Origin of the sequence: Kitasatospora sp. NPDC094028, from assembly GCF_049543595.1 — a bacterium.
Lineage (GTDB): Bacteria > Actinomycetota > Actinomycetes > Streptomycetales > Streptomycetaceae > Kitasatospora.
In genome coordinates this window covers 384,217-404,740 of record NZ_JBMVFA010000001.1, presented here as the reverse complement: position 1 = coordinate 404,740, position 20,524 = coordinate 384,217, and the positions used below count along the sequence as shown (strand labels likewise).

The 20,524-nt window shown below is 73.3% G+C and carries 16 protein-coding genes; 7 read left to right on the top strand and 9 right to left on the bottom strand.

Translation table 11 applies throughout. The annotated features are described in order from the left end of the window. Positions 1 to 97: 97 nt before the first annotated feature. The gene (locus ACPC54_RS01840; RefSeq protein ID WP_498960081.1) at positions 98 to 1,264 is read left to right on the top strand and encodes a sensor histidine kinase; all 1,167 of its coding nucleotides are present in this window, start codon (positions 98 to 100) and stop codon (positions 1,262 to 1,264) included. Between the two features lie 3 nt (positions 1,265 to 1,267). Here the strand turns inward: ACPC54_RS01840 and coaE are convergent, their stop codons facing one another. Both coaE and ACPC54_RS01830 read right to left on the bottom strand, forming a co-directional pair. After that, the gene (gene coaE, locus ACPC54_RS01835; RefSeq protein WP_498960079.1) at positions 1,268 to 1,867 is read right to left on the bottom strand and encodes a dephospho-CoA kinase; all 600 of its coding nucleotides are present in this window, start codon (positions 1,865 to 1,867) and stop codon (positions 1,268 to 1,270) included. Positions 1,868 to 1,899: 32 nt separating this feature from the next. Then, entirely contained in the window at positions 1,900 to 2,550 is a 651-nt protein-coding gene (locus ACPC54_RS01830) for an MBL fold metallo-hydrolase (RefSeq protein ID WP_498960077.1), read from the bottom strand. A gap of 62 nt (positions 2,551 to 2,612) precedes the next feature. Here ACPC54_RS01830 and ACPC54_RS01825 point away from each other — a divergent pair, with 62 nt between their 5' ends. After that, positions 2,613 to 3,059, top strand: coding sequence for a MarR family winged helix-turn-helix transcriptional regulator (locus tag ACPC54_RS01825; RefSeq protein WP_498960075.1), 447 nt, complete (start codon positions 2,613 to 2,615; stop codon positions 3,057 to 3,059). Between the two features lie 13 nt (positions 3,060 to 3,072). Here the strand turns inward: ACPC54_RS01825 and ACPC54_RS01820 are convergent, their stop codons facing one another. Together ACPC54_RS01820 and rpsA are read right to left on the bottom strand one after the other, a co-directional pair. Continuing rightward, positions 3,073 to 5,271 (bottom strand): MMPL family transporter, encoded by a 2,199-nt coding sequence (locus tag ACPC54_RS01820; protein WP_498960073.1) that lies wholly within the window; start codon positions 5,269 to 5,271, stop codon positions 3,073 to 3,075. Positions 5,272 to 5,520: 249 nt separating this feature from the next. After that, positions 5,521 to 7,011 carry a 30S ribosomal protein S1 gene (rpsA, locus tag ACPC54_RS01815; protein ID WP_498960071.1) on the bottom strand — a complete coding sequence of 497 codons (1,491 nt, stop codon included), beginning with the start codon at positions 7,009 to 7,011 and terminating at the stop codon, positions 5,521 to 5,523. Between the two features lie 416 nt (positions 7,012 to 7,427). Here rpsA and ACPC54_RS01810 point away from each other — a divergent pair, with 416 nt between their 5' ends. Beyond that, positions 7,428 to 8,294: a class I SAM-dependent methyltransferase gene (locus ACPC54_RS01810; protein ID WP_498960069.1), complete on the top strand. Its 867-nt coding sequence runs from the start codon at positions 7,428 to 7,430 to the stop codon at positions 8,292 to 8,294. Further along, entirely contained in the window at positions 8,291 to 10,801 is a 2,511-nt protein-coding gene (gene hrpB / locus ACPC54_RS01805; protein ID WP_498960066.1) for an ATP-dependent helicase HrpB, read from the top strand. Before ACPC54_RS01810 ends, hrpB begins: the two co-directional genes overlap by 4 nt. A gap of 283 nt (positions 10,802 to 11,084) precedes the next feature. On the opposite strand, the gene ACPC54_RS01800 is transcribed toward hrpB, so the two are convergent. The 4 genes from ACPC54_RS01800 to ACPC54_RS01785 form a co-directional block, all read right to left on the bottom strand. After that, a complete protein-coding gene (locus ACPC54_RS01800) occupies positions 11,085 to 11,864 on the bottom strand; it encodes a GNAT family N-acetyltransferase (RefSeq protein ID WP_498960065.1) in 780 nt (259 codons plus the stop codon). A 469-nt stretch (positions 11,865 to 12,333) separates the two neighbouring features. Next, positions 12,334 to 13,503, bottom strand: coding sequence for a UDP-N-acetylglucosamine--N-acetylmuramyl-(pentapeptide) pyrophosphoryl-undecaprenol N-acetylglucosamine transferase (locus ACPC54_RS01795; protein ID WP_498960553.1), 1,170 nt, complete (start codon positions 13,501 to 13,503; stop codon positions 12,334 to 12,336). Between the two features lie 187 nt (positions 13,504 to 13,690). Continuing rightward, positions 13,691 to 13,981, bottom strand: a complete 291-nt coding sequence (locus ACPC54_RS01790) for a YrdB family protein (protein ID WP_498960063.1) — start codon at positions 13,979 to 13,981, stop codon at positions 13,691 to 13,693. Further along, the gene (locus ACPC54_RS01785) at positions 13,978 to 14,331 is read right to left on the bottom strand and encodes a hypothetical protein (protein WP_498960060.1); all 354 of its coding nucleotides are present in this window, start codon (positions 14,329 to 14,331) and stop codon (positions 13,978 to 13,980) included. Before ACPC54_RS01785 ends, ACPC54_RS01790 begins: the two co-directional genes overlap by 4 nt. A gap of 59 nt (positions 14,332 to 14,390) precedes the next feature. Between ACPC54_RS01785 and ACPC54_RS01780 the strand changes: the two genes are divergently transcribed. After that, on the top strand, positions 14,391 to 14,837 hold the full coding sequence (locus tag ACPC54_RS01780; RefSeq protein WP_498960058.1) for a MarR family winged helix-turn-helix transcriptional regulator: 447 nt from the start codon (positions 14,391 to 14,393) through the stop codon (positions 14,835 to 14,837). A 108-nt stretch (positions 14,838 to 14,945) separates the two neighbouring features. Here ACPC54_RS01780 and polA read toward each other — a convergent pair whose 3' ends face one another. Continuing rightward, on the bottom strand, positions 14,946 to 17,630 hold the full coding sequence (polA, locus tag ACPC54_RS01775; RefSeq protein ID WP_498960551.1) for a DNA polymerase I: 2,685 nt from the start codon (positions 17,628 to 17,630) through the stop codon (positions 14,946 to 14,948). Between the two features lie 283 nt (positions 17,631 to 17,913). Between polA and ACPC54_RS01770 the strand changes: the two genes are divergently transcribed. Both ACPC54_RS01770 and ACPC54_RS01765 read left to right on the top strand, forming a co-directional pair. Continuing rightward, positions 17,914 to 18,402 (top strand): PaaI family thioesterase, encoded by a 489-nt coding sequence (locus ACPC54_RS01770; RefSeq protein ID WP_498960056.1) that lies wholly within the window; start codon positions 17,914 to 17,916, stop codon positions 18,400 to 18,402. A 663-nt stretch (positions 18,403 to 19,065) separates the two neighbouring features. Further along, a complete protein-coding gene (locus tag ACPC54_RS01765) occupies positions 19,066 to 20,307 on the top strand; it encodes a branched-chain amino acid ABC transporter substrate-binding protein (RefSeq protein WP_498960054.1) in 1,242 nt (413 codons plus the stop codon). Positions 20,308 to 20,524: the final 217 nt, after the last annotated feature.

Below are 20,524 nucleotides of genomic sequence, written 5' to 3'. Positions count from 1 at the left end.
CTGGGGGCCCGCACGCCACCGCGCTGCCACCGCCCGTCCACCGGCCCGCAACCGGCCGCGCCCGCCCGGCCCGCCGTGCTGTGGCAGCATGCCCAGCATGCGCCTGCCCATCGCCCTTCCGGCCGACGACCCGGTCGCGTCGTTCCAACTGCCGCGCACGCTCACCGCTTTGGCGCCGGCCGCGCTGGTGCTGGTGCTGGTGCCGCTCGCGGTGCACGACCCGGAGGTCGGGCCGACCGGGTCGCCGCGGGTCAACGCCGGTCTGATGGCGTTCGGCGCGCTGGTCCTGCTGTTCCGGCGGCGCTGGCCGGCGGCGGTCGTCGTGCTCACCCTGCCGAGCGGTCAACTGCCGCTCGCCGTCGCCCTGTACACGCTGGCGGCGCGGCGCGGCCCGGGCCCGCTGCTGTTCCTGCTGACGGCGGCCGCCGAGTCGCGGCTGTGGCTGCCGTTCGACTTCGAGGACCTGTCCACCCTCTCCGGCGTCGCCAACGTGGTCGAGGACCCGCTGGTGTTCGGTGCCGTCCCGCTCGCCCTCGGCCTGACCAACCACGCGCGGGTGCGCACCGTCGCCGTCCTCGCCGAGCGCAACCGGCTGCTGCTGGAGGCGCAGCGGCACGCCGAGGAGCGGGCCGCGGCGGCCGAACGGGCCCGGCTCGCCCGGGAGATGCACGACGTGGTGTCCAACCGGGTCTCGCTGATCACCCTGCACGCCGGGGCCGCCCGGTTCGCCCAGGCCGGGGATCCGGCGGCGGTCGGGGAGACGCTCGGGCTGATCCGCGCCCTCGGCTTGCAGGCGCTCACCGAACTGCGCGGCCTGCTGGGCGTGCTGGCGCCGGCCGACGACCAGGTGCCGTCGCTGCGCGGGCTGTCCGCGCTGGTCGAGGAGTCCCGGCAGGCCGGGCTGGCGGTCGGTCTGACCCTGGCCGGTGCCGGGGGGCGGCCGGAGCCGGCGCCCGCCGTGCAGTACGCGGCCTACCGGATCGTGCAGGAGGCGCTGACCAACGCGCACAAGCACGCGCCGGCCGCCGAGGTCGCCGTCACCGTCGAGGTCGACCCGGACGGGCTGTGCCTGGCCGTGGTCAACTCCCCGGCCGGCGAGGACGGGAGGGTCCCGGAGCTTCGCACCGCCCTTCCCTCCGGCGGGCACGGCCTGGACGGTATGCGCACCCGCGCCGCCGACCTCGGCGGCACCCTGGACGCCGGGCCGACTCCGGAGGGCGGCTTCGCCGTCCGGGCGCGCCTGCCGCTCGGCGCGGCTTCCTGAGCCTCAGCGCGCGGCGCGGCGCGCCAGCTCGGCCCACACCTCGTCGACCCGTGGCGCCAGCGCCTCCAGCGGCCCGCTGTTGTCGATCACCAGGTCGGCGATCGCCAGCCGGTCCGTCCGGGTGGCCTGCGCGGCCATCCGGGCCAGCGCCTCCTCCTCGGCCATGCCGCGCAGCCGCACCAGCCGGTCCAGCCGCACCCGGTCGTCGGCGTCGACGACCACGACGAGGTCGTAGAGCGGCGCGAGCCCGTTCTCGGCGAGCAGCGGCACGTCGTGGACCACGACGGCGTCCGGCGCGGCGGCGGCCTCCAGTTCGGCGGAGCGCTCCCGCACCAGCGGGTGGACGATCGCGTTCAGCGCCCGGAGGCGTTCCGGGTCGGCGAACACGATCGCCCCGAGGGCGGGGCGGTCCAGCGAGCCGTCAGCCCGCAGCACCTGCGGCCCGAACTCGGCGGTCACGGCGGCGAGCCCGTGCGTCCCGGGGGCGACCACCTCGCGGGCGATCACGTCGGAGTCGACGATCACCGCGCCCCGGGCGGCGAACAGCCGGGACACCTCGCTCTTGCCCGCGCCGATGCCGCCCGTCAGTCCGATCTTCAGCATGGCGCCAGGCTACCGGCGGAGGAATCCCGCCGTCAGCCCAGCTCCAGGCTCTCCCCCTCCGCCAGTACCGTCAGCTCCGCGCCGGTCCCCGGCCCCTGCGGCCCGACCAGCCGGGTCTGCACCGCGAAGCCGATCGGGCTGAGCACCGCCTCGTGCACCGGCACCGCCCGGCGCGGGCCCGCCTCCCGGACGTAGTCGACGACCTCGGCGGCCTTGCTCCACGGCGCCGCGATCGGCAGCAGCAGGGTGTCGACGGCGTGCGGCGGCACGGTGAACGCGTCGCCGGGGTGGAAGAGCCGGCCGTCGAAGAGGAAGCCGATGTTGCGCACCCGCGGGATGTCCGGATGGATCACCGCGTGCCACTCGCCGTGCACGGAGACGCCGAGCCCGCCGGGCCCGCCGAGGTCGAAGGCGTCGCCCTCGCCGACCACGGTGACGCGCTGCGCGACGCCGTCCAGCTGAGCGGCGACGGCGGCGTTGGTCCACACCCGCAGGGCCGGGTCGGCCTCCAGCGCGGCGCGCAGCCGGGACTCCTCGAAGTGGTCCATGTGCTCGTGGGTGATCAGGACGGCGTCGGCGCCGGCGAGCGCGCCCGGGTCGGTGAACGCCCCGGGGTCGACGACGACGGTGACGGCGGTGTGCTCGACGCGGACGCAGGCGTGTCCGAACTTGGTGATTCGCATGCCGGAAACTATACAGCAAGGCTGTACAGCTTTGCTGGATTAATTTCGGATAGACTGCTGCCATGTCCGCTGAAGCCCCCCACCCGAGCGCCCCCCACCCCCACACCCTGGAACTCGCCGCCGACCTGCGCGCCGCCCTCGGCACCCTGGTCCGTTCGCTGCGCGACGGCGACGAGCTGCCGCAGAACCAGGCCGCCGTCCTCGGCCTGCTGGTCCGCGACGAGCGCTCCTGCACCGTCGCCGAACTCGCCGAGCTGCGCCGGGTGCGCCACCAGTCGATGGCCCGCACCGTCGCGCTGATGACCGAGGCCGGACTGGTCACCCAGCAGCCCCACCCCACCGACGGCCGCAAGCAGCTGATCGCCGCCACCGCGGCCGGCCGCGCCGCCCTCCTCGACCAGCGCGCCCGGCGCGAGCGGCGGATCGCCACCGCGATCGAGGCCCGCCTCAGCCCCGAGGAGCAGGCCCGGCTGCGGGCGAGCGTCGAACTGCTGCGCCGGCTGAGCTGACTCCCCCGGGGAACTACACCGCCGAGCCGGAGCCCACCGGTTCCAGCCGCTGCGCCGGGATCACCGCCGGCTCGATGGGCGGCAGCTCGACGTGCTCGCTCAGCCCGAAGCGCCGGTGCAGCCGCCGCAGCGGCGCCGGGGCCCACCAGTTGAACTCGCCGAACAGGCTCATCGCGGCCGGCACCAGCAGGCAGCGCACCAGGGTGGCGTCGACCGCCACGGCGACGGCCAGCGCGATGCCCATCTGCTTGACCATGAGCATGTCCCCGGCGGCGAACCCGGCGAAGACGATCACCATCAGCAGCGCCGCCGAGGTGATGATCCGACCGCTGCGCTGGACGCCCAGCTCCACCGCCCGCCGACAGCTGTGCCCGCGCGCGTGCAGTTCCTTGATCCGGGCGAGCAGGAACACCTCGTAGTCCATCGACAGCCCGAACGCGAAGGCGAACACCAGCACCGGGATGAAGGTCTCCAGCCCGCCGGTCGGACTGAAGCCGAGCAGCCCGCTGAACCAGCCGTCCTGGAACACCAGGGTGAGCGCGCCCAGCGAGGCGCCGAGCGACAGCAGGTTCATCAGCAGCGCCTTGACCGGCATCACCACCGAGCCGGTCATCAGGAACAGCAGCACCAGCGTCCCGGCCGCGACCAGCCCCAGCGCCCACGGGCCGCGCGACATCAGCTCGTCCTGGAAGTCGACCACCGAGGCCGCGCCGCCCGTCACGTACGTGGTGAGCCCGCCGCGGTGGTCCCGCAGCTCCTGCACCACCTGCTTGGCCTCGCCGCCCTGCGGGTCCCCGGGCACCAGCACGTCCACCGTCGACACCGTGTCGCTGACCGGGGTCACCGCCCGGACCCCGCTGACCCCGGGCAGCTTGGCGACCACGTCGTCCGCGTACGCCTGCGCCACCTCGGCGCCGCCCTGGACCACCACGGTGATCGGCGCGGCCGCGGCCTGCGGGAAGCGGTGGTCGATCGTCTCGGCGACCTGCCGCCCGGCCGAGGAGGCGGGCAGCACGGCGGCGCCGGAGCTGCGCATGTCGGCGTGGAAGAACGGCGCCCCGGCCGCGATCAGCAGCGCGACGGAGGCCAGCGTGACCGGAACCGCCCGCTTGCGGACCCTGCGGACGGTCCGGCTGAAGAAGCCCTCGTCCGGGACGGGCGTGGCGGGGGCCTTGATCCGGGCGCCCGCGAAGCCGAGCAGCGCGGGGATCAGGGTGAGCGCGGCGGCCACCGCGATCACCACCACGCTCACCCCGGCGGCGGCCACCGCGCCCAGCACCGGGCTGGTGAACACGAACAGGCCGGACAGCGCGACGGCGACGGTCAGCCCGGAGAAGGCGACGGTGCGCCCGGCGGTCGCCGCGGTGCGTTCGACGGCGGCCGCGATGCCCGCGCCGTGGCCGCGCTCCTCGCGGAAACGATTCACCATGAGCAGCGCGTAGTCGATCGAGAGCCCGAGCCCGAGCACGGTGGCGATCGGCAGCACGCTGGTGTCGATGTCCATGATCCGGCTGAAACCGAACATGGCGAGCAGGGCCCCGCCCACCGAGGCGACGGCGCCGATCACCGGCAGCGAGGCGGCCGCCAGCCCGCCGAAGACCAGCACCATGACGACCAGGGTGAGCGGCAGGGTCACCATCTCGCCGACCCGGGTGTCCCGCTCGGTCTGCTTCTTGACCTCCTGCTGGAGCACCAGGTCCCCGCCGACCTTGACGTGCGCGCCGCCCGCGCCGTCCAGGGCCGCGAGCCGGTGGGCGACGGCGTCGGTCTGCGCGGCGGTGGAGCCGTCCGCCATCCGTACGGTCAGCAGGCTCGCCGTGCCGTCCGCGGAGCGCAGCGCGGCCGGGCCGGAGCCGGGGCCGTAGGCGTCCAGGGCCGAGGAGACGCCGGGCAGGGCGGCGATCTCGGTGGTGGCCTTCTCGACGGCCGCGCGCACCGCCGGGTCGTCCACCGGTTTGCCGTCCACCACGGCGGTCACGGTGCCCTTGGCCGGGTCGGCCGCGGCGACGACCGCGCTGCCCCGGTCGCCCTCGGCGCTGGCGGAGGAGGCGCCGGCCACCGAGCCCTCGAAGACCCGGCCGCCGATCAGCACGCCGACGACCAGGACGACGGCCCAGAAGCCGAGCACCCAGCGGCGGTGGCGGAAGCAGAACCGGCCCAGAGCGGCCAGCCGGCCGCCCACGGCGACGGGGGCGGTGGAGGGGTTGCGCATGGAGGAGCCTTTCGGGCAGTTCCACTCAATGTAGGGGCAACCCGAACTCCGGCCTATAGCGGGCGGATGAGCCTCATCTCACACTTTCCTTCACATAAGCGACACATCAGTAGGCGACACATCAGCAGGCGTCGAATAAATCAGCGGAGAAAACGAAAACGAGGAGACGGAAAACGAGAAGGGCCCCACCCGGATCGGAATCCGGGTGGGGCCCTTCCCCTAGCTGTCAGCTAGCGGGGGGCGAGAGCCTCAGCTCTGGCCACCGGCCAGCTTCTCGCGCAGGGCGGCCAGGGCCTCGTCGGAGGCCAGGGCGCCGGCACCCTCGTCGCTGCTGGACGAGTAGGAGCCACCCGCGGCGGCGGCGACGGCGTCGCCACCCTCCTCGGCGGCCTGGGCGTCGGCCTCGCGGCTCTTGATGACCTGGGCCTGGTGCTGCTCGAAGCGGGCCTGCGCCTCGGCGTACTGGCGCTCCCACTCCTCACGCTGCTTCTCGAAGCCGGGCAGCCAGTCGTTCGCCTCGGGGTCGAAGCCCTCCGGGTAGATGTAGTTGCCCTGGTCGTCGTACGAGGCGGCCATGCCGTACAGGGTCGGGTCGAACTCGACCTCGGCCGGGTTGGCACCCAGGGCCTCGTTGGCCTGCTTGAGCGACAGGCTGATGCGACGACGCTCCAGGTCGATGTCGATGACCTTGACGAAGATCTCGTCGCCGACCTGGACGACCTGCTCCGGGATCTCGACGTGGCGCTCGGCCAGCTCGGAGATGTGGACCAGACCCTCGATGCCCTCGTCCACGCGGACGAACGCACCGAACGGAACCAGCTTGGTGACCTTACCCGGAACGACCTGGCCGATCTGGTGGGTACGGGCGAACTGCTGCCACGGGTCCTCCTGGGTCGCCTTCAGCGACAGGGAGACGCGCTCGCGGTCCATGTCAACGTCGAGAACCTCGACGGTGACCTCCTGGCCGACCTCGACAACCTCGGACGGGTGGTCGATGTGCTTCCAGGACAGCTCGGAGACGTGCACCAGGCCGTCGACGCCACCCAGGTCCACGAAGGCACCGAAGTTGACGATCGAGGAGACGACGCCGGAGCGCACCTGGCCCTTCTGCAGGGTGGTGAGGAAGGTCTGGCGGACCTCGCTCTGGGTCTGCTCCAGCCAGGCACGGCGGGACAGGACCACGTTGTTGCGGTTCTTGTCCAGCTCGATGATCTTGGCCTCGAGCTCCTTGCCCACGTAGGGCTGGAGGTCGCGGACGCGACGCATCTCGACCAGCGAGGCGGGGAGGAAGCCGCGGAGGCCGATGTCGAGGATGAGACCACCCTTGACGACCTCGATGACGGTACCGGTGACGATGCCGTCCTCTTCCTTGATCTTCTCGATCGTGCCCCAGGCACGCTCGTACTGAGCGCGCTTCTTGGACAGGATGAGACGACCCTCCTTGTCCTCCTTCTGGAGAACCAGGGCCTCGATGTTGTCACCGACGGCGACGACCTCGTGCGGGTCAACGTCGTGCTTGATCGAGAGCTCGCGGGACGGGATGACGCCCTCGGTCTTGTAACCGATGTCGAGGAGAACCTCGTCACGGTCGACCTTCACGATGACGCCCTCGACGATGTCGCCATCGTTGAAGTACTTGATGGTCTCGTCGATGGCGGCGAGGAAGGCCTCCGCGTCGCCGATGTCGTTGACCGCGACCTGCGGGGTGGTGCTGAGGGAGGAGTCGGTGGGGCTCGTCATTAGGAAAAGGGCTCCGGTACGGACATGAAAGTCGTAGGTAATGCCACGCGGAGGGCCCGTATCGCTCCCACCGAAAAGCCGGACAGCCAAGAACACGGCGCACCGGGATTCCCGTGACAACGGGAAATCGGCGTCCGTCTTGCGACCGTGGGGTCTTTCGACAGATGCGAGCGCGACCTGCTCCGTCCGAGGCGCGCAGGCCCGCAGCGCAACTTGTAGCATACGGGGACGGCCGGGCACGGTCAACGCCAAGGTCGGCAAGACGGTGGAGCCCGGTACGGATCAGGCCATATCCTCCGGATGCGCGCCTCGCGGCGGCGCCCCGCAGGGACCCTTCCCCGGATGCCACCACCAGGACTCGGGCCCTCACGGGCCGGGTCGCGGCAGCGGCGCTTCCGCAGTCGACACCCTACGCGATGGGCATTATCACCGTGGCCACCACCCCCCAGTCCGAGCCCCTGCCCGAGCTCCACGATCTTGACGACGACGGCGACGACGCGGTAAGGCGCCAGGCCGGAGCCGGTGAGAGCAGCCGCGCCAGCCGGCACTGGTGGGACCGCAACGCCGACGAATACCAGGACGAGCACGGCGAGTTCCTCGGCGACGACCGCTTCACCTGGTGCCCCGAGGGCCTCGACGAGGCCGACGCCCGACTGCTCGGCCCCGTCGAGGGCAAGGACGTCCTGGAGATCGGCGCCGGCGCCGCCCAGTGCTCCCGCTGGCTCCGCGCCCAGGGCGCCCGGCCCGTCGCCCTCGACATCTCGCACCGCCAGCTCCAGCACTCGCTGCGCATCGACCACGCCCGGGGCGCCGAGCCCGTCGCCGTCGTCCAGGCCGACGCCGCCGTCCTGCCCTTCGCCCCCGGGTCCTTCGACCTCGCCTGCTCCGCGTACGGCGCCGTCCCGTTCAGCGCCGACACCGAGCGGCTGATGCGCGAGGTGCACCGGGTGCTGCGGCCCGGCGGGCGCTGGGTCTTCTCCGTCACCCACCCGATCCGCTGGGCCTTCCCCGACGAGCCCGGCGTCGAGGGCCTGACGGCGGTGGCGTCCTACTTCGACCGCACCCCGTACGTCGAGGAGGACGAGCAGGGGCGCGCCAGCTACGTCGAGCACCACCGCACCCTCGGCGACCGGGTCCGCGAACTCGTCGCCGCCGGCTTCCGGATCATCGACCTGGTCGAGCCCGAGTGGCCGGCCGGCCTGGAGCAGGAGTGGGGCGGCTGGTCCCCCCTGCGCGGGCGGCACATCCCCGGCACCGCGATCTTCGTGGCGGAGCGTTCGTGAACCCGGTGTGGCGCGAGCTGCCCGTCCGCACCGCCCTGCCCGCCCTGCACGACGCGCTGGACGGGCACGGCGCCGCCGTCCTCGCCGCGCCGCCGGGCACCGGCAAGACCACGCTGGTGCCGCTCGCGCTGGCCGGGCTGCTGGCCGACGGCCGGCCCGCGCGGCGGGTGCTCGTCGCCGAGCCGCGCCGGCTCGCCGTCAGGGCCGCGGCCCGGCGGATGGCCTGGCTGCTCGGCTCGTCGGTGGGCCGCGAGGTCGGCTACACCGTGCGCGGGGACCGCAAGGTCGGGCCGTCGACCGTCGTCGAGGTGGTCACCACCGGCGTGCTGCTGCAACGGCTGCAGCGCGACCAGGAGTTGGCGGGCGTGGACGTGGTCGTCCTGGACGAGTGCCACGAGCGGCACCTCGACGCCGACACCGCACTGGCCTTCCTGCTGGACGTCCGGGCGGCGCTGCGCCCCGAACTGCGCCTGGTCTGCGCCTCGGCCACCTCCGACACCGCCGCGTGGGCCGAACTCCTCGACGGGGCACCGGTGGTGGAGGCGCACGGGGTGTCCCACTCGGTCGAGACGGTGTGGGCGCCGCCGCCGCGCGCGGTGCGGCCCGCGCACGGGACGCGGGTCGATCCGGCGCTGCTCGACCACGTCGCGGCGGTCGTGCGGCGGGCGCTGGGCGAACGGGACGGGGACGTGCTCTGCTTCCTGCCGGGCGTCGGCGAAATCGCGCGGGTGGCCGGGCAGTTGGCCGGCCTGCCGGTGGACGTCCTCCAACTGCACGGCCGCGCCCCGCAGTCCGTCCAGGACGCCGCCCTGTCGCCCGGCGAGGGGCGGCGGGTCGTGCTGTCCACCGCCGTCGCCGAGTCCTCCCTCACCGTCCCCGGCGTCCGGGTCGTCGTCGACGCCGGACTCGCCCGCGAACCGCGCACCGACCACGCGCGCGGGCTCTCCGCCCTCGTCACCGTCCGCGCCTCCCTCGCCGCCGCCCGCCAGCGCGCCGGACGGGCGGGGCGCGAGGCGCCCGGCACCGTGTACCGCTGCTGGCACGAGGCCGAGGACGCCCGGGCGGCCCGGTTCCCGACGCCGGAGATCGCGCTCGCGGACCTGACGTCGTTCGCTTTGCAGGCCGCCTGCTGGGGCGACCCGGACGCCACCGGGCTCGCCCTGCCCGACTCCCCGCCCGCCGGGGCGATGGCGGCCGCCCGGCAGACGCTGCAGGCCCTCGGCGCGGTGGACGCGGACGGGCGCGCCACCCCGCGCGGCACGCGCCTCGCCCGTACGGGGCTGCACCCCCGATTGGGGCGGGCGCTGCTCGACGGGGCTCCCGCCGTGGGGGCCCGGCGGGCCGCCGAGGTCGTCGCGCTGCTCTCCGAGGAACCGCCGCGCGCGCTGGGCGACGACCTCGGCGCGGTGTGGCGGACGGTCCGCTCGGCCCACGACCCCTACGCCGGCCGCTGGCGCGACGAAGTTCGCCGCCTCCAGCGCGCCACCTCCGACGAAGGCGCCAGCGCGCTGCCCGATGCGGCCGCGGTCGGGCTGGTCGTCGCCCTCGCCTTCCCGGAGCGCATCGCCCGCGCCCGGGTGGACAAGCTTGCCCCCGGTGAGCGCAGCCCGTACCTGATGACCTCGGGAACGGCCGCCGAACTCGCCCCGGACACCCGGCTCGGCAACGCCCCCTGGCTCGCCGTAGCGGTCGCCGACCGCCCGGCAGGCTCACACTCGGCGCGCGTCCTGCACGCCGCCGCGCTGGACGAGGACACCGCGCGCCTCGCGGGCGCGGCGATGCTCACCAGCCGCGCCGAAGTCCACTGGGACACCCGCCGCGGCGAGGTCACGGCCCGTCAGGTCGAAGCCCTCGGAGCCGTCGAACTCGCCGAGAAGCCCCTCAACCGCCCGGACGCCGCCCTCGTACGGACCGCCCTCCTCGAAGGTCTCACCCGCGAGGGCGTCAGCACGCTGCTGACGTTCCCGTCGAACCTGCGCGAACGCCTCGCCTTCCTCCACACCGCCCTCGGCACCCCCTGGCCCGACGTCTCCGACACCGCGTTGCTCGAACGTGCCGACGAATGGCTGGAACCAGAGCTCTCCCGCGCCCGCCGCCGCTCCGACCTCGCCAGGATCGACACCACGGCGGCCCTCCAGCGCCTCCTCCCCTGGGCAACCGGAGAAGCAGGCCGCCTGGACGAGTTGGCCCCCGAACGCATCACCGTGCCGAGCGGGTCGAAGATCCGCATCGACTACACCACCGAACGCCCGGTGCTGGCCGTCAAGTTGCAAGAACTCTTCGGCTGGACCACCACCCCATCCCTGGCCGGCGGCCGCGTCCCGCTGACCATCCACATGCTCTCCCCCGCCGGCCGCCCCGCAGCAGTCACCGGCGACCTGGAGAGCTTCTGGCGCGACGGCTACCGAGCCGTCCGCGCAGACCTCAGGGGCCGCTACCCCCGCCACCCCTGGCCCGAAGACCCGACCACGGCAGAACCCACCAAGCGCACCAACGCCCGCAAGTGACAGGCGAGGACAGCACCCGGGGCGATCCACCGGCACGGCCGAAGACGGCTGGCGCACCACGGGGATCGCCCCGGAGCGCCAGTCGGCCAGCCGCTTGCGGATGTTCGACACCATCGGCAGCCCGTCCGTCTCGGCCGGGGTGAACCACGCCACCTCGTGGGACTCCTCGGACACCCGCAGCTCCCCGCCGAGCGGGCGTCCGAGGAGAACGCCACCCGAGCCGACCAGTGACGCGCAGGAAGTCGGCCCCGCCGACTTCCTGCGCTCAGGCCAGGTGGCTTCGCTACGACGCTGCCGGCCGAGGGGCGGACCACCAGGTCGAGGGCGACGCGGCGGTGTAGCCCAGCGACTCGTACAGCGGCCGGCCCAGCTTCGACGAGGTGAGGGTGGCCGGCAGGTCGGCCATGTGGGCGAGGGCGCCGAGCATGACGGCCCGGCCTGCGCCGCGCGAGCGGAAGGCGGGCGAGGTGCCGACCCAGTAGTGGCTGCCGAAGCCGTCCGCCACGACGCTGACGCAGGCCCCCGCGGCCGCGCCGTCGATCGAGGCGACGAACACGTCCACGCCCGGCTGTTCGATCAGCGAGGGCGGGAAGAGCTCGCCGGGGCGGTAGGGCTCGAACGCGTCCAGCTCGAAGCCGTCGATCACGACCCGCTCGGCCGCCCGGAGGTCCTCCGGCCGCCGCACCCGGATCACGTCCAACGCCGGTTCGCCGACCGGCCCGGGCAGGCGCAGCATGATCGGCATCTGCCAGTTGCGCATGCCCAGGTGGCCCAGGTCAGTCGCGCTGAAGGGGTCCTCGGCGGTCACCGGGCCCGCGGCGCGGCGGACCAGTTCGCTCAGTTCGGCCAGTTCGCCCGGGTCGACGTCGGGCTCCTGGATCAGGATCCGTACGCCTGCCCGCTCGTCGCCGTCGACCGCGACGAATCCGCGGCGCCGGATCACCTCGTGTCCCCGGCTCCGGCCGGTCGCGGCCCAGAAGGCGGCGGAGTTGCGGGCCTGGCGCATCGGCGCCTCGGCCAGGGACACGGGCTGCTGGTCGATCGAGCTGGATCTCGGTGTCATGGCGCCTACCGTAGTGCGGAATTGACCCACCGGACGGACCAATTCCCTGCGCGCCGACTGGGCCACCTCCGTCCCGGGCCGCCCGGCCGGGATCGTCCACCGGGACGTGAAGCCCTCCAACGTGCTTCTCGCGGATGACGGCCGGGTGTTGCTGGAAGTACCGCCGCTGCCGCCTGCGCCGCCGGCCACCGAGCAGGCACCGCAGCACCGCTTCGACCTGGTGCGGCGGGGTTACGAACGCACGCAGGTGGACGCCCACTTCTCCCTGCCGCCGCACCAGCGCCCCACCGCCCCGCGCTTCGACCTGCTCCGGCGCGGCTACGACCGGGACCAGGTCGACGAAGCCGTCCGCCTCATCGCCTCCCGCGGCGTGCAGGGCTCCGTCGAGGGCGGCCCGCCGGGGGCCGGGAGGGCCACCGGCGGGCACGGGAAGTCGGCCCCGCCGACTTCCCGTGCGGCCACCACCGCGTCAGTCCTGGAAGCCGTGGCCGACCGCGGCGGCCAGGAGCACGTCGACCAGCCGCTCGGCGGCGTCCGGGCGGCCGTAGGAGCGGGCGCGGGCGGCGACGTCGGCGCGCAGGGCGGGGTCGCGGAGCAGCGGGTCCAGGGCCGCGCCGAGGGTGTGTCCGGTCGTCTCGCCGAGGAGGGCGACCGCCGCGCCCGCCTCGTGGAGGTGGCGGGCGTTGTGGGCCTGCTCGTTGCCGGCCGAGGAGGCGAGGGGGATCAGGACGGCGGCCTTGCCGAGCGCGGTCAGCTCGGCGATGGTCCCGGCTCCGCTGCGGGAGATCACCACGTCGGCGAGGGCGAGGACGTCGGGCAGTTCGGGGCCGACGAAGCCGGTGAGGTGGTAGCGGGCCGCCGCCTCCGCCGGGAGGGTGGCGGCGTGGCCGCGCAGGGCGTCGACGTTCGCCGGGCCGCACTGGTGGATGACGTTGGCTCCGGTCAGCAGCCACGGCAGGATCTCGGCGACCAGGCCGTTGATCTGCTCGGATCCCTGCGCGCCGCCGGTGACGTAGACGGTCGGCAGGTCGCGGCGGAAGCCGTGCAGCCCGAGCGCGTGGACGGCCTTGTCCGCGGCGCCCGTCAGCACCTCGGGCCGCACCGGGTTGCCGGTGACGACGGCGATCGGGCGGGCCGACTCGGGCAGCAGCGGCAGCGTGGACTCGGAGGACACCGCGATGCGCGCGGCCCGCCCGGCGAGGGTCCGGTTGGCCAGGCCCAGGCGCACCGTCTGCTCGTGGACGACGAGCGGGCGGCGCTTCAGCGAGGCGGCGATGCCCACCGGTACGGCGACGTACCCGCCGGTGGCCAGCACCGCGTCGGGGCGGAACCGGGAGACCACCCGGCGGGCCTGCAGGATGCCGAGCGGCACCCGCGCCATGTCCCGGATGTTCGCCGGGGAGATCATCTTGAGCGGGTTCCGGTGGCGGCGGATCTTGCCGGTGGCGACCGCCGCGAACGCGATCCCCTCCCCCGCGGCGACCCGGGACTCCAGGCTGTCCGCCGTGCCGACCCACAGGACGTCCAACGCCCGGCCGGTCGCGGCGAGTCGAGCCCGTACGGTGCGGACCGCGGTGAGCGCCGGGTAGGTGTGCCCGCCGGTTCCACCACCCGTCACGATCAGCCGGAAGGGCCGCATCGGCAGCCGGTCGACGGCATCGTTGGTCACAGCAGGACTCCCCATTCGTTCGCGCCCGGAAGACGGCGCCCGAACAGGGCGGACGACAGCAGCCACCGCGCCCGGCCGTCCTCGCCGCCAGGTCTTGGAACTGTACGGCACCGCGGGCGACTTCACCCGGTCGAGCACCGCCCGCCCGGATCCGCGGTCACCGGCGGAGCGCGGTGCGCCGCCTCCGGGCGGTGACCAGGGCCAGGGCTCCCGTGCCGTACCAGCCGAGTTCGAGCAGCAGGCGGGCCGTGCCGTGCAGCGGGTAGGTCGCGGTCGGTGCGCCGAACAGGCCCCAGGTCTCCGCCAGGACGGCCACCGCGCCGAGGGCCAGGGCGAGGCGCAGGGGCAGGCGGGTGCCGCGGGTCCAGCCCCAGTGGCCGACCGCGGCGTACACGGCCAGTTCGAGGAGGAGCGCGAGCGTGGCCTCGGTGAGCGTCGCGGCGTTCATCGGGCGGTCCAGCAGGCGGAGACGAGGTGGAGGACGGCGAAGGCGCCCGCGCCGAGGGTCATGCCGCGGTTGCGGTAGCGGGCGCCGATCGCGCTGTCGCCGGCCTGGGCCAGTCCGGCGACGGCGAGCAACGGCCACATGACGGCGTCGGCGGCGCCGGTCAGGGCCAGGAGTGCGACGGCCAGCCCGAGCGGGACGGCTCTGGCCGCGTAGGCGCGGGCGTAGAGATCGGTCCCGGTGGTGACGGGTTCTCCCCCGGGCAGGGCGAGGCCGGGGCGCAGGACCCCGGCGACGCTCGATCCGGCGCTGACGAGGGCTGCCGCGGCGTTGACGGCGATCAGGGCGTTCATTGAATCCCCCCATGAATCATTCGAGCTGTGAACGATAATGAGACGGTACCATTCTGCGCGTGAGCGATGTCAAGGGAGCAGCGGAGCTGCGGGCCACGATCGTGTTCAACCTGGGGACGCTCGGCGCCGTGGCCGCCGACCGCTTCGCGGCGCGCGTCGAGGCACTGGGCCTCAAGCCCAAACACGCCGGCCTGCTGGCCGCGCTCGACGCGGGGCCGGCGGTCTCGCAGCAGGAGCTGGCGAAGCGGCTCGGGGTGGCACCGAGCCTGGTCGTCGCCCTCGCCGACCAGCTGCAGGAACTCGGGGCGGTGGAACGCGTCCGGGACACGGAGGACCGCCGCCGCCAGGTCCTCAGCCTCACCCCCGACGGGCGCGCCCTGCTCTCCCGCTGCGCGGACGCCGCCCAGGCCCTGGACGCCGAACTGACCGCGGACCTGGACGCCCCCCAGCGCGACGCCCTGGAGCACGCCCTGCACGCCCTCGGCCGCCGCCACCTCCCGCACTGAGCCGCACCCCCGCCGGGCGTACGACGAAGCCCGGACGCAGGCGGCGTCCGGGCTCGTCGGGGGCCGGCCGGCGCGGGGTGGAGCCGACGAACGGCCGTACGCGGCGCGTCAGTGCGCCGCGGCCTCCCAGTCGGCGCCGACGCCGACCGAGACGTCGAGCGGGGCGCGCAGCGGGTAGGCGCCCGCCATCTGCTCGCGGACGATCGCCTCGACGGGCTCGCGCTCGCCGGGGGCGAGTTCGAGCACGATTTCGTCGTGGACCTGGAGCAGCATCCGGGAGGTGAGGCCGGCGGCGCGCAGGGCCTCGTCCACCCGCAGCATGGCGATCTTGACGATGTCGGCGGCGGAGCCCTGGATGGGGGCGTTGAGCGCCATCCGCTCGGCCATCTCGCGGCGCTGGCGGTTGTCGCTGTTGAGGTCGGGCAGGTAGCGGCGGCGGCCGAGCAGGGTCTCGGTGTAGCCGGTGGCGCGGGCCTCCTCGACGACGCGGTGCAGGTAGTCGCGGACGCCGCCGAAGCGCTCGAAGTAGGTGTCCATCAGGCCCTGCGCCTCGGCGGGCTTGATGCCGAGCTGCTGCGAGAGCCCGTAGGCGGACAGCCCGTACGCGAGGCCGTAGGACATGGCCTTGATCTTGCGGCGCATCTCGGCGTCGACGGCGGCGCCGGGCACCTCGAAGACCTGGGAGGCGACGGTGGTGTGCAGGTCCTCGCCGGAGGCGAAGGCCTCGATCAGGGCCTCGTCCTCGGAGAGGTGGGCCATGATCCGCAGTTCGATCTGGGAGTAGTCGGCGGTGAGCAGCGACTCGTAGCCCTCGCCGACGATGAAGGCCCGGCGGATGGCGCGGCCCTCCTCCGTCCGCACCGGGATGTTCTGCAGGTTCGGGTCCTGCGAGGAGAGCCGGCCGGTGGCGGCGACCATCTGGTTGAAGGTGGTGTGGATGCGGCCCTTGGCCGAGACGGTCTTGAGCAGGCCCTCGACGGTGGTGCGCAGCTTGGCCTGGTCGCGGTGGCGCAGCAGGATGACCGGCAGTTCGTTGTCGGTCTGGGTGGCGAGCCAGGTGAGGGCGTCGGCGTCGGTGGTGTAGCCGGTCTTGATCTTCTTGGTCTTGGGGAGGGCGAGTTCGCCGAAGAGGATCTCCTGGAGCTGCTTGGGCGAGCCGAGGTTGAACTCGTGGCCGGCGGCGGCGTGGGCCTCTTCGACACAGCGCTGGATCTCGGCGGCGAACTGCGTTTCGAGCCGGGTGAGCCAGTCGCGGTCGGCGGCGATGCCGTAGCGCTCCATGCGGGCGAGCAGGGCGGCGATGGGCAGTTCCATGTCGTGCAACAGCCCGGCGGCGCCGACCTCGGCGAGGCGGGTGTCGAAGAGCGCGGCGAGGTCGAGGACGGCGCGGGCCTGGAGCATGAGGGCCTGGGCGGCGGCGGTCTCGTCCTCTTCCGGTGCGTCGAAGGCGAGTTGGCCGCTCTCGGCGGCGGGGGCCGGGGTGAGGGAGCGGGCCAGGTACTCCTCGGCGAGGACTTCGAGGGTGAAGGTGCGACGGCCGGGCTTCTCCAGGTAGGCGGCGAGGGCGGTGTCGGCGACGACGCCCTCGATGGTCCAGCCGCGTTCGGCGAAGGCGCGCATGACCTGCTTGGCGATGTGCAGGGCCTTGGGGGCGGCCGGGTCGGCGAGCCAGGCGGCGAAGGCCCGCTCGTCCTCCTCGGCGAGCAGGGCCGGGTCGAACCAGGCGGCGGACTCCCCGGCGGCCAGGGCCACTTCGGTGACCTCGCCGGCGCCGAGGGCCCACTGGTAGACGGCGGCCAGCGCCACCGCGGTCTTGCCGTCCGAGGCGTGCTCGCGCAGCCAGGCGGCCAGCGTGCCGGGGTCGGTGAGCAGTTCGCCGTCGACCTCGACGCCGGGGGCGAGCTCGGCAGCCTCCTCCTCGCCGGCCGACGGGTCGATGCCGAAGACGCGGTCGCGGAAGTTGGCGTTGCGGAACTCCAGCGACTCCATCAGCGTGCCGACCGCGCCCTTGTCGAACGGCTTGCGGTCCAGGTCGTCGACGCCGAGCGGGAGTTCGACGTCGCGGACGAGCTCGGTGAGCATCCGGTTGCGCTTGACGGAGTCGAGGTTGTCGCGCAGCTTCTCGCCGATCTTGCCCTTGACCTCGTCGGCGCGGGCGACGAGTTCGTCGAAGGAGCCGAACTGGTTGACCCACTTGGCGGCGGTCTTCTCGCCGACGCCGGGGATGCCGGGCAGGTTGTCGGACGGGTCGCCGCGCAGCGCGGCCAGGTCGGGGTACTGGCGCGGGGTGACGCCGTACTTCTCGGCGACCTTCTCCGGGGTGTAGCGGGTGAGCTCGGAGACGCCCTTGGTGGGGTAGAGGACGGTGACGTGCTCGGTGACGAGCTGCAGCGAGTCGCGGTCGCCGGTGACGATGTCGACGTCGAAGCCGGCCGCCTCGGCGGCGGTGGCCAGGGTGGCGATGATGTCGTCGGCCTCGAAGCCCTCGACCGTCATCCGGGGGACGTTCATGGCGTCGAGGAGTTCGCCGATCAGGCCGATCTGGCTGCGGAACTCGTCCGGGGTCTTGGCCCGGTTGGCCTTGTAGTCGGGGAACTCGGCGGAGCGGAAGGTCTGCCGGGAGAGGTCGAAGGCGACGGCGAGGTGGGTGGGCTGCTCGTCCCGTACGGTGTTGGCCAGCATCGAGGCGAAGCCGTAGACCGCGTTGGTGGGCTGGCCGGTGGAGGTGTTGAAGTTCTCCACGGGCAGGGCGTAGAAGGCCCGGTAGGCCATCGAGTGCCCGTCGAGCAGCATCAGCCGGGGCCGCCGGCCGGCCTCGCCGCCACCCGCCGCGCCCTTGTCCGTACTCTGCGTAGCCACGTCAACGTCCGTTCCTGCCGATTCCACTTCCGGCCACCGATCCTAGGGCCCGGCACCGACAAAAGGGGCGCCGCGCCCGCCCGCCGGGCCCCCGGGCCGGTCCGGCGGGCCACCGAGCGCCGCGCCAGCCCCGGCCGCGCGCACTACCGCCGAGTAGGACGGTCGTACGATCACAGGCGAACACGACGACGTGACCCCGAGCGGCAGGAGTTCCCCGATGACCGATGCGGCCCCCGGCAGCGCCCCCGGCGGCGTGCCCGACAGCACCCCCGTCCTGAACGTCCCGCAGGAGGTGCTGGACCACTTCGCCAAGCTCGGCGTGGACCTGGGGACCTTCTCCGGCGGCCCCCTCGGCGAGAAGCTGGGCATCCGGATCGTCGAGGCGTCCGGCGACCGCGTGGTCGGCACCATGCCGGTGGAGGGCAACCAGCAGCCGTACGGACTGCTGCACGGCGGCGCCTCGGCGGCGCTGGCGGAGACCCTGGGCTCGATCGGGGCGATGCTGCACGCCGGCCCGGGCCGGTACGCGGTCGGCGTGGACCTGAACGCGACGCACCACCGCTCGGCGACGTCCGGGCTGGTCACCGGGGTGGCGACGGCGGTGTTCAAGGGCCGCACGGCCGCCACGTACGAGATCGCGATCACCGACGACACCGGCAAGCGGATCACCAGCTGCCGGCTGACCTGCATGCTGCGCGACCTGTAGCAGCGCCCGAGCGCGAACGACACCGGCCGACGACAACGGCCGACTGCCAACGGCCAACGGCCCGCCGGCCGAAGCGAGTTCAGCCGAATATCAGTCAATTCCCTTGACCGCCCCCTTGTTTGACCATCCGCCCCCTTGGGCAGGCGTTGGTCTGGACGAGGGGGCGGCGGCATGTCCGACCCCGGTCGGCCCCCGCATGCCCCGAGGGCCCGGCCCATATCCCGCGCATGTGACGCTGTGTAACAAGTAGGACTTCCAAGTAACCCGCAGTCCCCAAGGCTCCGGCCGCCCCGGAGCCCGCGCGCAGCACCCCCGGTGTCCGGAATACGGACGTGCACGGCCGAAAGCAGCACACCGGACGAGGGCGTCCGATTATCGGCGCTGCCAGCTGCAACCCCCATTTCTGGGCCTTACATCCCCCTACCAGCGGGTAAACACCCAGCGATTCCGGGTCGTTCGAGCCACCCCGACCACATGCTGAGACAAATGCTCCGTGTGCTCATAACAAGAGAATCACAGCCTGCCCACAGCACTGCCCGAGTCGCCTGGCGGCATCTAGAGTCACGGCCAGTCACCGCGCCAATCGATCTGGGCTCTGCCCTCCGCGCATCCCGGCACCCGCCATTCCTCGGCGCGGCGCCTCCTGAACCGAAGGGGACCCTCGTGCGTCATCGTTCAGCAGTTGTCGTGAGCATTGCCGTCATCGGCGCCCTCAGCCTGACCGCCTGCGGCTCCCGCGGCGAGAAGAAGTCCGGCGACACGGCCGGCGGCAAGGACAACAACGCCACCACCGTCGTCATCGGCGTCGACGCCCCCCTGACCGGCGATCTCTCCGCCCTCGGCCTCGGCATCCGCAACTCCGTCGAGCTCGCCGTGAAGAAGGCCAACGACACGAACGAGGTCCCGGGCGTCAAGTTCGAGATCAAGGCCCTCGACGACACCGCCAAGCCCGCCCCCGGCCAGCAGAACGCCACCCAGCTCACCTCGGACGACAAGGTCCTCGGCGTCGTCGGCCCCCTCAACTCCAGCGTCGCCCAGTCGATGCAGCAGATCTTCGACGACAAGAACCTGGCCGAGATCTCCCCCGCCAACACCGGCGTCGCCCTCAGCCAGGGCGAGAAGTGGGCCAGCGGCGAGAAGAAGCGCCCCTTCAAGTCCTACTTCCGCACCGCCACCACCGACGCCGTCCAGGGCCCCTTCGCCGCCCAGTACCTCTACAACGACGCCAAGAAGACCAAGGTCTTCATCATCGACGACCAGAAGACCTACGGCGCCGGCCTCGCCGCCACCTTCAAGGGCGAGTTCACCAAGCTCGGCGGCACCATCGCCGGCGAGCAGCACGTCAACCCCGACGACCGCGACTTCGCCGCCATCGTCACCCAGGTCAAGAGCTCCGGCGCCGACGCCGTCTACTACGGCGGCGAGTACCCCGCCGCAGGCCCGCTCTCCCTCCAGCTCAAGGACGCCGGCGTGACCGTCCCCCTGATGGGCGGCGACGGCATCCAGAGCGGCGACTTCATCAAGCTCAACCCGAAGAGCACCGGCGACCTCGCCACCGCGGTCGGCCTGCCCGTCGAATCCCTCCCCACCGCCAAGCAGTTCATCGCCGACTACAAGGCCGCCAACTACAAGGACGCCTACGAGACCTACGGCGGCTACTCCTACGACAGCGCCTGGGCCATCATCGAGGCCGTCAAGAACGTCGTGAAGGAGAAGGGCAAGCTCCCCACCGGCGCCGACGCCCGCGTCGCCGTCCGCGACGCCGTCCAGAAGGTCAGCTTCGACGGCGTCACCGGCAAGGTCTCCTTCGACGAGTTCGGCGACACCACCAACAAGCAGCTCACGGTCTACACCGTCAAGGACGGCAAGTGGGCCGTCGAGAAGTCCGGCACCTTCAACGGCTGACCCGGCAACGGCCCACGGCCGGCCCCAGCGGCCGGCCCCGGCGGCCGGGTCCCACCCCGGCCCCGAAGCACACAGCGCGCGGGGGCGCCACCAGTGCCCCCCCGCGCCCCCCCCACCCCCCCCCCCCCCCCGGCACCCCCCACCCCCTAAGGGGGCCCACCGGGGGACCACCAACCCCACCCGCAGGCCCAAGGCCAGATACACGGCGCCCCCTACG